Raw genomic sequence first — 13,583 nt, forward strand, 5'->3', positions numbered from 1 at the left:
CAATGCACCGAAGCCACCGGCCGCGGCCGGCGCCCCTTTTCCAGGAGCCCCCATGAGCGACTACCCCATCCAGAAAACCGATGCCGAATGGCAGGCCGTCCTGGCCGAAAAAGGTGCCGAGCCGTCGGCCTTCGCGGTCACCCGCCACGCACACACCGAACGCCCGTTCACGGGCAAGTACGAAGCCGTCTGGGCCGACGGCAGCTACCACTGCATCTGCTGCGGCAACCACCTGTTCGATGCCGGCACCAAGTTCGACGCCGGCTGCGGCTGGCCCAGCTTCTGGAAGGCCGTCCCGGGCGCCATCACCGAGATCGTCGACCGCAGCCACGGCATGGTGCGCACCGAAACCGTGTGCAGCCAGTGCGGCGCCCACCTGGGCCACGTGTTCGAAGACGGCCCCACGCCCACCGGCCTGCGCTACTGCATGAACTCGGCAGCGCTGGAGCACCTGCCGGAATGAGCGACGCCGCCGGCCAGCCGCATTCAATAAGGCAGCCCCAGAAAATGGTGCTGGCCGTCGGTGCCGCGGTTGTCGATGCGGCTGAGCACGTCGGCCCCGATCAACGCCGGATCGGGCGACAGCAGACCACACTGCCGCAAGGCCCCGCGCACGTGGATGCGCTGGCCCAGGAACTGCAGCACCACGCGGGCACAGGCCGGCTCGCGACGGTCGGCGGCTGACACCCCGATCTTCAGCCCCGTGAGGCTGTTCACGCGGCTCTTGTAGGTCGGGTACAGGATGGTCTCCGTCACCTCGTTGCTGGTGAGCGATTCGTAGTCGATCAGGATGATGCGTTCGTTCAGCAGCAGCGCCACCCCCAGGTAGCGGCAGCGAAAGCCGCTGGCCGGCTGCCCCAGGTGGCTCAGCCGCTCCATGCGGCGGTAGCAGACGTCATCGCCCTGCCGGTACAGCACGAACAGGCTGCGCAGCACGTACCCGGGGAAGGCCATCGAGTGGTAGTACTCGAAGTAGTAGCCCAGGTATTTGTCAAGGCTGCCGCGCGAACGCCGCCGCAGCCCTTCCAGGTGGCGGGCCAGCGGATCGTCCGCCTCGGTCGGCCGGGCGGGCCGCGCCGGACGCAGGCTCAGCAGTTGGGCAAAGCGGCTGTGGGGCAGCAGCATTTCGTGCGACTCCAGCCCGAAAAAGTCGCCTATGCGCAGCAGGGTGTGCGCCGACGGTCTGGCCGCGCCGCTCAGGTACTTGTTGAACTGGGCGCGGTTCAGGTCGAGCCGCCGGCACACCTGCGCGATGGAGGGGTGAAAGCTGCACGCCAGCCGCAGATTGCGGCAGAAGTCGTCGGGGGTGTGGTGGTCGCGAGAACCGGTCTGCATGGCGCTGCTCCCGTGGCCGTGCCACAGCTCTGGGGGACACCCGGGCCCCCATCCGGGCAGCCATGGCGCTACTTGGCGCCAGCTTAGCACCAGTCAGCGCCATTGCTGCGCGGGCAGCGCAATTGCGTCCGCAGAACGGACGCCTTAAATTGCGCCGTCCCCCCCCGAAACCCGCCTTTTTTCCCCGGAGCCGCCGCGCATGTCCCTTGCCCCCCGTCCCGCTCGCAGCCGCATCGGCATCATCACCGGCTCCGGCCCCGAGGCCGGCGTGGATCTCTGGAACAAGATCCTGCGCGCCAACCGCCAGTTGCTGGGCGAGGCCTACCGGGGCGACCTCGACGCGCCCGAGGTGGTGATCTTCTCGGTCCCCTCCCTGGGACTGTCCATGGAGCTGGCCACCCACGATGCCGAGGTCTGGGCCGCGATGCGGCGCACCGCCACGGCGCTGGCCGCCCATGTGGACCATTACGGCATCGCCTGCAACACGCTCAACCACTATGCCGAGGCGCTGGCCGGCCTGAACCTGCCCGCACAACTGGTGTCCATGGCCGACGTGGCCCGCGACTACCTGGTCGAACAGCGCCTGTCGCGGGTGGCCTTGCTGGGCGCCCGGCCGGTGATGGACCTGGGCCCCTGGTCGGCCTACCGGCACCTGCCGCGCACCGCACAGATCGAGGTGCCGGCCGACCTGGACGCGCTGCACCGGATCATCTACGACGTGAAGCACCGGGGCGGCGACGCCCCCGACATCGTCGAACGCTTCGGCCGCCTGCTCGACGGTCTGGCCGCCGACACCGCGCTGCTGGCCTGTACCGAACTGCCCCTGATCCCTTTCCACAGCGAGCGCCTGCGCACCATCGACGTGACCGACCTGCTGGCGCTGGCGCTGGCCCGCCGCTCCCTGACACCGCCGCCCGGCGGGATGCAGCCATGAGCGCGCGCCGCATCGGGCTGCTCTACACCGGCGGCACGCTGGGCATGGTGCGCTCGGCCGCCGGGTACGTGCCGGATCGAGGGCTGCAGCAGGCCCTGGCCCAGCACCTGCCAGCCCCCGGCACGGGCGGGCTGCCGCACTGGACGCTGATCGAAACCGAGCGCCTGATCGACAGCGCCGAAGCCCTGCCCGCCGACTGGCTGGCCATCGCCCAGACCCTCGCCAAGCACTACGACGCTTTCGACGGCTTCGTCGTCATCCACGGCACCGACACGATGGCCTACACCGCGTCCGCGCTGTCGTTCGCGCTGCGGGGCCTGCGCAAGCCCGTCATCCTCACCGGGGCGCAGATCCCGCTGGGCGAAGCCCGCAGCGACGCGCGCAACCACCTGATCGGCGCGCTGCAACTGGCGGCCGACCACCCCCTGCCGGAAGTGATGCTGTTCTTCCATGGCCGTCTGATGCGGGGCAACCGGGCCACCAAGGTCGCGAGCGACGAACTGGACGCCTTCGACTCGCCGCACTGCGCACCGCTGGCGCGCGCCGGCATCGCCCTCGAAACCGGCCCGGGCCAGGCCCTGCCCCTGCCCGATGCCGAAGCGTTCCAGCTCGTGCCGCCAGCGCGCGCCGACGTCGCCGTCCTGCGCCTGTGGCCCGGCCTGCAGGTGGAACGGCTGCGCCGCTTCCTGGCACCGCCCCTGGGCGGCCTGGTGCTGCAGTCCTACGGCGCCGGCAACGGCCCCGTCTCCCTGCCCGGGTTTCTGGAGCTGCTGGCACAGGCCAGCGCCGGGGGCACCGTCATCGTCAACGTCAGCCAGTGCGTGCGCGGCCGCATCAGCGCGGCCTACGCCACCGGCACGGCCTGGGCCCAGGCCGGCGTGGTCGGCGGACTGGACCTCACCCTGGAAGCGGCGGTGACCAAGCTGCACCACCTGCTGGCGCTGGGGTTCGATCCCGACCTGATCCGCCAGCAACTCCCCCGCCCCTGGCGCGGTGAATGCTCGCCCACGGCCACCCCGGCCTGAAGCCCCCGTCGCACCCGCCGGCCCTGGCGGGCGGGCACCGCGGTTTTTCAACGAAGTAGGAGAAGTGCCATGGAAGTCGTCACCAAACTGTTCACCCTGCTGGAGGACCTGACCTGGGGGTGGTCGCTGATCCCCATTCTGGTCATCTTCGGGGTGTTCATGACCCTCATGAGCGGGTTCGTCCAGTTGCGGTTCTTCGGCCGCATGTTCCGCGTGCTGTGGCCCCGCAACGAGACCGCCGACCCCAACCAGATCAGCGCCCGGCAGGCGCTGATGATTTCGGTCGGCGGCCGGGTGGGGGGCGGCAACATCGCCGGCGTCGCCGTGGCCATCACGCTGGGCGGCCCGGGCGCGGTGTTCTGGATGTGGGCGATCGCCCTGGTCGGCATGGCCACCAGCCTGATCGAATGCACGCTGGCCCAGATCTACAAACGGCGCACGCCCGACGGCGCCTTCCGGGGCGGCCCCGCCACCTACATCCGGCACGGCCTGGGTGAGTCCTACCGCTGGCTGGCCGTCGTCTATGTGGTCTGCCTGATCGGCTCGTTCGCCTTCGGCTTCAACGCCTTCCAGGGCAACACCATTGCCGGCGCCGTCAACGACAGCCTCGGCATCGACCGCCTGGTCACGGGCTGCGTGCTGGCCGTCATCACGGGCTTCATCATCTACGGCGGCATCCACCGCATTGCCAAGGCGGCCGACGTGATCGTGCCCGTGATGGCGCTGAGCTACATCGGCGTGGCCCTGCTGATCATCGCCATGAACCTCGGCGAGCTGCCCCGGGTGCTGGGATCGATCTTTGCCAACGCCTTCGGGTTCGAGGAAGCCGTCAGCGGCGGCGTCGGTGCGGCCGTGGCCCAGGGCCTGCGCCGTGGCCTGTTCTCCAACGAGGCCGGCCTGGGTTCGGCGCCCAACGTGGCCGCCACGGCCGACGTCTACCACCCCATCAGCCAGGGCATCACGCAATCGCTGTCGGTGTTCATCGACACCATCCTGGTCTGCTCGGCCACGGCCTTCGTCATCCTGCTGGGCGACGTGTACGTGCCCGGAGCCGAAGGTGTCAGCGGCGTGGTCCTGACCCAGCAGTCGCTGGTGCACCACCTGGGCAGCTGGGCCCAGTACTACCTGACCTTCGCCGTCTTCCTGTTTGCGTTCAGCTCGATCATGTACAACTACTACCTCGGCGAAACGGCCCTGGTCGAGTTCATCAACCGCCCCGCCGCCATCCACGTGCTGCGCGTGCTGGTGATCGGCGTCGTGCTGCTGGGTGCCAGCGCACCGGGCGCGACCTCGGTGTTCTTCTTTTCCGATCCGCTGATGGGCCTGCTCGCCCTGGTGAACCTGGTCGTGATCCTGATGCTGTTCCCGGTGGCGATCCGGGTCCTCAACGACTACCGGGCCCAATTGAAGGCCGGCAACGAGCGCCCCGTGTTCGACGCCGCCCGCTTTCCCGAGCTGGACCTGGACAAGACCGCCTGGGACCCCGAACGCAATCGCCCGCGCCAGACCACCCACTGACCGCCCACCAGCCCCGCAAGCCCTGCCCACCCGGCAGGGCTTTTTTTGCGCTCAGAAGGTCGCCTGCAGCGGCTCCTCGTCCCGCACGGCGGGGCCGGTCTGGGCCAGCGCCATCCAGACGTGGAACGGCAGGCGCTCCAGCGCACGCCGGGGCGCCTCGCGCGCCATGGTCAGCGCCCCATCGCGGGCGTACATGACCCCGCACTCGGCCGGAACTTCCTCGGGTTCGGCGATGCGCCGGCCGCGCGCGTCGTGGCCCAGCACATACCAGCAGGTGCCCGCAAGCGCGAGGTACGCCGCCCGCTTGGCCGGCTTCTTCAGATCGCCCAACAGATCGGCGCGGCTGACCTTGATCTCGTGCACCACGGGTTCGAGGTAGGCCTCGACCGAGGTACGGCGGACCGAAAACACATCGGGGCAGGCCATGCACCAGCCGTGCGCCGGTTCGGTGGCCGATGGCGGCTGGCCGGCCTCGAACGCGGGCAACTGCCCGGCCCAGGCCGGCGCGGGCTCGGCCACCACCGGGGCCTGCGCCTCACCGTCCAGCAGCGCGCGCGGCAAGGGCACCCGCAGCATCAGCCCGCGCCAGGCCAGCCGGCCCGCGCGGCTCATGGCCTGCGCCACCTGCTCGACCAGGGTTTCGTGCGGCGAGCGCGCCGCCTTGTTGCCGGCGAACACCTGCGCCAGCAGTTGGATGCCGGCATCGGTCACGCGCAGGGTCTCGTGTCCCTGGTCCGAACAGCGCCGCTCCAGCAGGCCGGCCGCCAGCAGCTCGACCTCCAGCATGTCGGCGCAGGGCCAGCCCGCGGAGCGGTAAATCTCGCGCAGGCGGCGGTGGTGCTGGCGGGTCAGAACGGGGGCGACGAACTCCATGAACTGACTATATATCCAGTACCATCCGGGCCACAAGCCGAGAGCCGCCTTGACCGCCACCGCCCCTTCCCTGGTCCCGGAACCCGATGCCGATGCCCCGCTCGGCGCGGTGGCCGTGCGGGCCCTGTGCGAATTCGCTGCCCGCAGCGGCGACCTGGACCTGCGCTTTTCCCCGTCGCCCACCGGCGCCGAAGGCATTGCCGGCCACGGCACGGTCACGGCCCGCCGGGGCGAGGGCTACCAGCGCGAAGTGCCCCTGGCCAGCCACTGGCAGGGGCTGCGCGTGCAGGGGCGCGCCGACGGCTGGGACCCGGCGGCGCGGCGGCTCGAAGAGATCAAGACCCATCGGGGCGACGCCCACCTCATCAGCCCGGCGGTGCAGGCCCTGCACTGGGCGCAGGCGCGGGTCTACGGCTGGATGCTGTGCGAACAACTGGGGTTGGCGCAGATCACGCTGGCGCTGATCTACTTCAACATCGACACCGGGGTGGAAACCCCGCTCGTGCAGACCCACGATGCCGCCGCGCTGCAGGCCCACTTTGCCGATCTGTGCCAACGCTACAGCGGCTGGGCCCGGCAGGAGCAGGCACACCGGCGCGCGCGCAACGCCTGGCTCCAGACCCTGCCCTTTCCCTTCGCCCGCTTCCGGGCCGGCCAGCGCGACCTGGCCGCGGCCGTCTACCGCTGTCACAAGGCCGGCCAGCCGCTGATGGCGCAGGCGCCCACCGGCATCGGCAAGACCGTCGCCACCCTGTTCGGCGCCTTGCGCGCGATGCCGGCCGGCGCGCACGACAAGCTGTTCTACCTGACCGCACGCACCACCGGGCGCCAGCTCGCGCTCGACGCGCTGGCGCACCTGTCGGCGGGCGCCGGACCGGCCGCCGCGCCGCTGCGCGTGATCGAGCGCGTGGCACGCGACAAGGCCTGCGAACACCCCGACAAGGCCTGCCACGGCGACGCCTGCCCGCTGGCCCGCGGCTTCTACGACCGCCTGCCCGCAGCGCGCGAAGCCGCCGTGCGCGTGCCGCACCTGGACCAGGCCGCGCTGCGCGAGACCGCGCTGGCGCACCAGATCTGCCCCTACCACCTGGGGCAGGAAATGCTGCCCGCGGCCGACGTGGCGGTCGGCGACTACAACCACTTCTTCGACCTGGGCGCGCACTGGCACGGGCTGGCGGTGGCGCAGGGCTGGCGCGTGGCCCTGCTGATCGACGAGGCGCACAACCTGATCGAGCGCGCCCGCGGCATGTACAGCGCCGCGCTTGAGCCCGCCGATTTCCAGCTCCTGCGCCCGCTCGCGCCACCAGCCCTGCACAAGGCCTTCGAGCGCCTGCACCGGCCCTGGAACGCCCTGGCCCGGCAGCTTGCGGGCGCCCACACGGTGCTGCCCGGCCTGCCGGCCGACTTCATGGCCGCGCTGCAGGCCCTGTGCGGCGAGATCGCCGACCACCTGGCCACGCACCCGGCCGACGGCCTGGGCGACAGCCCGCTGCAGCGCTGGTACTTCGACGCGCTGCAGTTCCTGCGCGTGAGCGAGACCTTTGGCGACCACGCCCTGTGCGACCTCACCCCCAGCCTGCGGCCGCGCCCGCCACGCACCCGGGTCGCGCAACCGGTGCTCAGCCTGCGCTGCCTGGTGCCGGCGCCGCTGCTGGCCAGCCGCTGGGAAGCCGCGCCCGCCACGACGCTGTTTTCGGCCACGCTCTCGCCCATGGACTACGTGGCCGACATGCTGGGCCTGCCGGCCGCCACCCGCCGCCTCGACGTGCCGGCCCCGTTCGCGCCCGACCAGCTCGCGGTGCGCGTGGCGCCAGCCATCTCGACCCGCTGGTCGCACCGCCAGGCCTCGCTCACGCCCATCGCCGAGGTGCTGGCCCGCCAGTACCGCGAGGCACCCGGCAACTACCTGGCCTTCTTCAGCAGCTTCGACTACCTGGAACAGGCGCTCGACCGCCTGCGCCAGCGCCACCCGAACGTGCCCACCTGGGCCCAGACCCGCGGCATGAGCGAACCCGACCGCAACGCCTTCATCGCCCGCTTCCAGCCCGACGGCCAGGGCATCGGCTTTGCCGTGCTGGGCGGGGCCTTCGGCGAAGGCATCGACCTGCCCGGCCAGCGCCTGATCGGCGCCTTCGTGGCGACACTGGGGCTGCCGCAGGTCGGCCCCGTCAACGAGCAGTTGCGCCAGCGCCTGCAGACCCGCTTTGGCCGCGGCCACGACTACACCTACCTGTTCCCCGGCCTGCAGAAGGTGGTGCAGGCGGCCGGCCGCGTGATCCGGACCGAACACGACAACGGCACCGTCTGGCTGCTCGACGACCGCTACACCCGGGCCGAGGTGCGGCGCCTGCTGCCCGCATGGTGGCCACCGGCCGTGACCGAATGCCCCCCGCCGGTATGATCGCCGGCACCGCTTCCGCCCTGCCCCGCTGAACCCATGGCCGCCCAGATCCTGCTGCTCGAAGACGAGCAGGCCATCGCCGACACCCTGCTCTACGTGCTGCGCAGCGAAGGCTTCGGCGTCACGCACGTGCGCCTGGTGCAGGAAGCGCTGGCCGCGTTCCGGCAGCAGCCGCCCGACCTGGCCCTGCTCGACGTCGGCCTGCCCGACGGCAACAGCTTCGACCTGTGCCGCGAGATCCAGCGCCACAGCGAACTGCCCATCGTCTTCCTCACGGCGCGCTCGGAAGAGATCGACCGCGTGCTCGGGCTGGAGCTGGGCGCCGACGACTACGTGACCAAGCCCTTCTCGCCGCGCGAAGTCTGTGCCCGCATCCGCGCCATCCTGCGGCGCACGCGCCGGCCGGACCCCGATGCCCCGCCGGCCCGGCCGCCCGAACCCGTGCCACCGCCGCCACCGCCAGCGGGCACGCTGGTGCTCGACGAAGCGGCGCAGCGCGTGCACTGCCGCGGCGAACCGCTGGCCCTCACCCGCTACGAATACCTGCTGCTGGCCACGCTGATGCGCCGGCCGCTGCGCATCTTCACGCGCGCCGAACTGATGGACCTGGTCTGGGCCGACGCGCCCGACACTTCCGAGCGCACCATCGATGCGCACATCAAGCTGCTGCGCGCCAAGCTGCGCGAACGCGGGCTGGAGAGCGAGCTGATCCAGACCCACCGCCACATGGGCTACGCGATCCGCCTGCCGGACTGAACGGCCCACCATGCGCATCGGACTGCGGCTGCTGCTGGCCTTCTTCCTGGTGCTGGGCCTGTCGGCCGTGGTGGTGCTGCGCGTCTTCACCGAAGAGATCAAGCCCGGCACGCGCCTGGCCATGGAAGACAGCCTGGTCGACACTGCCCAGGCGCTGGCGCAACTGGCCGCGCCCGACCTGAAGGCCGGCCACATCGGCGACGGCGCGTTCGCCGACGCGATGACGGCGCTGGCCAGCGCCCGCCCGCAGGCCCGCATCCACGGCTTCGACAAGGACCGGGTCGACCTGCGGATCACGGTCACCGACGCGCAGGGCATCGTGCGCTTCGACTCGCAGGGCCTGACCGTCGGGCAGGACCATTCGCGCTGGAACGACGTCTACCGCACGCTGCGCGGCGAATACGGCGCCCGCTCCAGCCCGGCCAGCGCCGACCGGCCCAACGACACCGTGATGCACGTGGCCGCGCCCGTGCGCGATGGCGATCGCATCATCGGCGCGCTCACGGTCTCGCGCCCCAACCAATCGCTGGAGCCCTACATCCGGCGCAGCCAGGACCGCGTGCTGCGCTGGTCGTGGGGCGTGCTCGGCCTGACCCTGGTCATGGGCCTGCTGGTGAGCTGGTGGCTGGCCAGCTCGCTGTCGCGGCTGCGCGGCTACGCGCTGGCGGTGTCGCGCGGCGAGCGCGTGCCGCTGCCGCGCCTGGGCCGGCTCAGCGGCAACACCGAGTTCACCGACCTGGCCAGCGCGCTCGAACGCATGCACCTGAAGCTGGAAGACCGGGCCTATGTCGAACACTACGTGCACACGCTGACGCACGAACTCAAGAGCCCGCTGGCCGCCATCCGCGGTGCGGCCGAGCTGCTGCAGGAGCCGCTGCCCGACGCGGAACGCCAGCGCTTCGCCCACCACATCGAGACCCAGACCGGCCGGCTGCAGCAGCTCATCGAACGCCTGCTGACACTGGCCGAGGTCGAGCACATGCGGCAGCTGACCGACGTGGAAGAGGTCGACCTGACCGCCCTCACCCACGACGCGCTGCGCGCGCTCGAACCCCGCCTGCGCACCAAGCGGCTGCGGGTCGACGGCGGGCCGTGGGCCGCCGCCCCGCTGCGCGGCAACCGCTTCCTGCTGGCGCAGGCACTGCGCAACCTGCTGGACAACGCCATCGACTTCGCGCCCGAAGACAGCGCGCTGACTATCGGCATCGCCCGCGACGGCGCGCACTGGGTCTGGACGCTCGCCGACAGCGGGCCGGGCATTCCCGACTACGCGCTGGCGCGGGTTTTCGACCGCTTCTACTCGCTGCCGCGCGGCGCCGGCCAGGAACGCAGCTCCGGGCTCGGCCTGTGCCTCGTGCACGAGGTCTGCCAGTTGCACGGCGGCGAGGTGAGCCTGGGCAACCGGCAGCCGCCGCCAGGCTGCCAGGTGCGCTGGCGCCTGCCGCTGCGGCCGCCGGCCGGGCGCTGATTTCACCCCCGCTTCACACGCCTTCGCCCCGGTTTCACACGCCCTCCGCGACGGCTTCGGCAGCGCTTTCCAGAATGGACGCCCCCCCTCACAGGAGCTTCCATGAACCGTTTTCCCCTTCTGAGCAAACTGCTCGCCATCGGCCTGCTGACGGCGCTGCTGGCAACCGCGCTGGCCACGGTGAGCGGCCTCGTCGACGAGCGCCGGCAGACCCGCCAGGCGGCGGTCGAACAGATCGCCCGCGCGCATGCCGGCGAACAGACGCTGTCCGGCCCGGTGCTGGCCATTCCCTACACCGAAACCTACCCGGTGCGCGTGGACACACCGGGCCTGCCCGGCCAGCCACACACCGAGATGAAAACGCGCGAAGCCGTCGCGATCCAGTTCCCGCAGACCTGGGCGGTGGATGCCAGCCTCGACACCGAGGTGCGCCAGCGCGGCATCTTCCCGGTCACGGTCTACACCAGCGAACAGCAGGCACGCGGTCGCTTCGTCGTCCAGCCCGTGCGGCCGCGCGCCAGCGAGGGCCAGGTCACGCTCGGGCAGCCGCGCCTGCTGCTGGGCACCAGCGACCTGCGCGGCCTGCGCAGCGCCCCGCGTCTGCGGGTCAACGGCCAGGACCTGACCGTGACACCGTCCCCCGCCGGCAGCCCGGCCGCCCTGCCGCTGACCGGCCTGCTGCCGGCGGCAGCGGCCACACCCGACACGGTGCTGGAGGTGCAGCTCGACCTGCATCTGGCCGGCACCGGTCGCATCGCCTGGATGCCGCTGGCCCACGAAAACACCGTGCACCTGCGCTCGCCCTGGCCGCACCCCAGCTTCGACGGCGACCTGCTGCCCAGCCAGCGCCAGGTGGGCGAAGGCGGTTTCGAGGCCACCTGGCGCATCCCCTCGCTGTCGACGCGGGCACAGCAGCAGTTCCTCACCCACCTGCGCGAGCCGGCCGGCGCGGTCGAAGCCTTCGGGGTCTCGCTGTCGGACCCGGTCGACCCCTACCGCCTGGCCGACCGCGCCACCAAATACGGCCTGCTGTTCGTGCTGCTGACCTTCGCCGCCTTCTTCGTGCTGGAGATGGTCAAGCGCTGGCGCATCCACCCCATGCAGTACCTGATGGTGGGCTCGGCCATGGTGCTGTTCTTCCTGCTGCTGCTTTCGCTTTCGGAACACATGCCCTTTGCCCTGGCCTACCTGACCGCCAGCGGCGCCTGCATCACCCTGCTCGGCCACTACCTGCGCCACGTGCTGGGCGGCTGGCACGCCGGCCTCGGGCTCGCAGGCATGCTGGTCGCGCTGTACGGCGTGCTCTACGGCATCCTGGTGTCGGAAGACAACGCGCTCATGATGGGCTCGCTGCTGCTGTTCGGTGTGCTCGCCGCCATCATGGTCGCCACGCGCCGGCTCGACTGGTACAGCGTGATGGGCACCGACGCCCGGCCCGCCGCCACCGCCCACCACCCCGGGTGAACGCCGTGCACACCACCACCCCCGACCTGGCTCCGCGCAGCCCACGCCAGGCGCGGCAGCATCGGCAACGGTTGATGGGCGCGCTGGAACGCGCCTGGCGCATGCGGCGGGGTGGCGCGCCGGCGGGGCTTGATAATCCCTGGCCCATGAGCCTGACACCGCCCGCCCCGATCTCCGACGCCCCGCCGCCCGGCGACCTCGCGCTGCAGGGCGAACCCGGCCACCTGATCCGCCGCGCCCACCAGATGGCCGTTTCGGTGTTCCATGACACCCACGGCCGGCAGGTCACCCCGGTGCAGTACGCCATCCTGCGCACACTGCAGGAAGCGCCCGGCATCGACCAGGTGACGCTGGCCGACAAGGTGGCGCTGGACACCTCCACCACCGCCGACATCGCCACCCGGCTCGAAGGCAAGGGCTGGATCGTGCGCGAGCTGCTGCCGCGGCGCCAGCGCGCCCTGCACCTGACGCCCGAAGGCGAAGCGGTGCTGGCCGCCATGCTGCCGCGCGTGGCGCCGATGTACCAGCAGTTGCTGCAGCCGCTGACGCCGGCCGAACAGGCCGAGTTCCTGCGCCTGCTGCGCAAGTTCGTGCACCTCGGCGGCACGCCCCCGGCGGATCAGGGTTAACCCCTGTTTTCTTCCCCCCGGAGGGCCTTTTCAGGCGCCTTCCGGGGTTTTAGAATGCCTTCATTCAGCATACTGAATGAAGATCGATGCCCCCGGTCATCGGCACACAAACCCCACGGAGACGCGCATGTTCCCCCTCAACACCTGGTACGTGGCCTGCACGGCCGACGACATCACCGACAAGCCCCTGGGCCGCACCATTTGCAACCAGGCCATCGTGTTCTACCGCCCGCAGCCGGGCCAGGTCGCGGCCGTGGAAGACTTCTGCCCGCACCGCGGCGCGCCGCTGTCGCTGGGCAAGGTCTGCGACGGCAAACTGGTGTGCGGCTACCACGGGCTGGAAATGGGCTGCGACGGCAAGACCGTTTCCATGCCGGGCCAGCGCGTGGGCGGTTTCCCGGCCATCCGCAGCTTCCCGGTGGTGGAGCGCTACGGCTTCATCTGGGTCTGGCCCGGCGACAAGGCGCTGGCCGACCCGGCCAAGGTGCCGCACCTGGAATGGCACGACCACCCCGAATGGGCCTATGGCGGCGGGCTCTACCACGTCAAAGCCGACTACCGGCTCATGATCGACAACCTGATGGACCTCACGCACGAAACCTACGTGCATTCGACCAGCATCGGCCAAAAGGAAATCGACGAAACCCCGTGCAAGACCACGGTGGACGGTGACACCGTGATCACCAGCCGCTTCATGGAAAACATCAGCGCCCCGCCCTTCTGGCAGGCCGCTCTGCGCGCCAACGGCCTGGCCGACGACGTGCCGGTCGATCGCTGGCAGGTCTGCCGCTTCTCGCCGCCCAGCCACATCATGATCGAGGTTGGCGTGGCCCACGCCGGCCACGGCGGCTACGAAGCCCCGCCCGAGCACAAGGTCTACAGCGTGGTGGTGGACTTCATCACGCCCGAGACCGACACCAGCATGTGGTACTTCTGGGGCATGGCGCGCAAGTTCAACCCGGGTGATGCCGCGCTGACCGCGCAGATCCGCGAAGGCCAGGGCAAGATCTTCTCGGAAGACTTGGAGATGCTGGAGCGCCAGCAGCGCAACCTGAGTGCCTTCCCCGAACGCAAACTGCTCAAGCTCAACATCGACGCTGGCGGCGTGCAGTCGCGCAAGATCATCGACCGCATCCTCGCCGAAGAGCAGGCGGCACCGGCAGCGGCCTGACGCCAAAGC

12 protein-coding genes are annotated in these 13,583 nt (G+C 70.8%); 10 read left to right on the plus strand and 2 right to left on the minus strand.

Going from position 1 to position 13,583, the window contains the following annotated elements; all coding sequences use genetic code 11:
- The first annotated feature begins 52 nt into the window (after nt 1-52).
- Nucleotides 53-463, plus strand: coding sequence for a peptide-methionine (R)-S-oxide reductase MsrB (msrB, locus tag L0977_RS05030; RefSeq protein WP_234263707.1), 411 nt, complete (start codon nt 53-55; stop codon nt 461-463).
- Between the two features lie 23 nt (nt 464-486).
- Here msrB and L0977_RS05035 read toward each other — a convergent pair whose 3' ends face one another.
- Entirely contained in the window at nt 487-1,335 is an 849-nt protein-coding gene (locus tag L0977_RS05035; protein ID WP_234263708.1) for a helix-turn-helix domain-containing protein, read from the minus strand.
- A gap of 199 nt (nt 1,336-1,534) precedes the next feature.
- On the opposite strand from L0977_RS05035, the gene L0977_RS05040 reads away from it, so the two are divergent.
- The 3 genes from L0977_RS05040 to L0977_RS05050 all read left to right on the plus strand — a co-directional run bounded on the left by L0977_RS05040 (nt 1,535) and on the right by L0977_RS05050 (nt 4,812).
- Nucleotides 1,535-2,269, plus strand: coding sequence for an aspartate/glutamate racemase family protein (locus L0977_RS05040; protein WP_234263709.1), 735 nt, complete (start codon nt 1,535-1,537; stop codon nt 2,267-2,269).
- Nucleotides 2,266-3,294, plus strand: a complete 1,029-nt coding sequence (locus L0977_RS05045; RefSeq protein ID WP_234263710.1) for an asparaginase domain-containing protein — start codon at nt 2,266-2,268, stop codon at nt 3,292-3,294. Before L0977_RS05040 ends, L0977_RS05045 begins: the two co-directional genes overlap by 4 nt.
- 69 nt (nt 3,295-3,363) lie before the next feature.
- Nucleotides 3,364-4,812, plus strand: a complete 1,449-nt coding sequence (locus L0977_RS05050; RefSeq protein ID WP_234263711.1) for an alanine/glycine:cation symporter family protein — start codon at nt 3,364-3,366, stop codon at nt 4,810-4,812.
- Between the two features lie 51 nt (nt 4,813-4,863).
- On the opposite strand, the gene L0977_RS05055 is transcribed toward L0977_RS05050, so the two are convergent.
- Nucleotides 4,864-5,685, minus strand: a complete 822-nt coding sequence (locus L0977_RS05055) for a hypothetical protein (RefSeq protein WP_234263712.1) — start codon at nt 5,683-5,685, stop codon at nt 4,864-4,866.
- 49 nt (nt 5,686-5,734) lie between these two features.
- On the opposite strand from L0977_RS05055, the gene L0977_RS05060 reads away from it, so the two are divergent.
- The 6 genes from L0977_RS05060 to L0977_RS05085 all read left to right on the plus strand — a co-directional run bounded on the left by L0977_RS05060 (nt 5,735) and on the right by L0977_RS05085 (nt 13,574).
- A complete protein-coding gene (locus L0977_RS05060) occupies nt 5,735-8,086 on the plus strand; it encodes an ATP-dependent DNA helicase (RefSeq protein ID WP_234263713.1) in 2,352 nt (783 codons plus the stop codon).
- A 36-nt stretch (nt 8,087-8,122) separates the two neighbouring features.
- A complete protein-coding gene (gene creB / locus L0977_RS05065; RefSeq protein WP_234263714.1) occupies nt 8,123-8,842 on the plus strand; it encodes a two-component system response regulator CreB in 720 nt (239 codons plus the stop codon).
- 10 nt (nt 8,843-8,852) lie between these two features.
- Complete coding sequence (creC, locus tag L0977_RS05070) at nt 8,853-10,310, plus strand: two-component system sensor histidine kinase CreC (protein WP_234263715.1); 1,458 nt, start codon at nt 8,853-8,855, stop codon at nt 10,308-10,310.
- 102 nt (nt 10,311-10,412) lie between these two features.
- The gene (gene creD, locus L0977_RS05075) at nt 10,413-11,774 is read left to right on the plus strand and encodes a cell envelope integrity protein CreD (RefSeq protein ID WP_234263717.1); all 1,362 of its coding nucleotides are present in this window, start codon (nt 10,413-10,415) and stop codon (nt 11,772-11,774) included.
- 146 nt (nt 11,775-11,920) lie between these two features.
- Nucleotides 11,921-12,403, plus strand: a complete 483-nt coding sequence (locus L0977_RS05080) for a MarR family winged helix-turn-helix transcriptional regulator (RefSeq protein ID WP_370465255.1) — start codon at nt 11,921-11,923, stop codon at nt 12,401-12,403.
- Between the two features lie 127 nt (nt 12,404-12,530).
- On the plus strand, nt 12,531-13,574 hold the full coding sequence (locus tag L0977_RS05085) for an aromatic ring-hydroxylating dioxygenase subunit alpha (RefSeq protein ID WP_234263718.1): 1,044 nt from the start codon (nt 12,531-12,533) through the stop codon (nt 13,572-13,574).
- The last annotated feature ends 9 nt before the right edge of the window (nt 13,575-13,583 follow it).

The sequence above is a fragment of the Hydrogenophaga sp. NFH-34 genome (assembly GCF_021401345.1).
GTDB classification, from domain to species: Bacteria; Pseudomonadota; Gammaproteobacteria; order Burkholderiales; family Burkholderiaceae_C; genus Hydrogenophaga; species Hydrogenophaga electricum.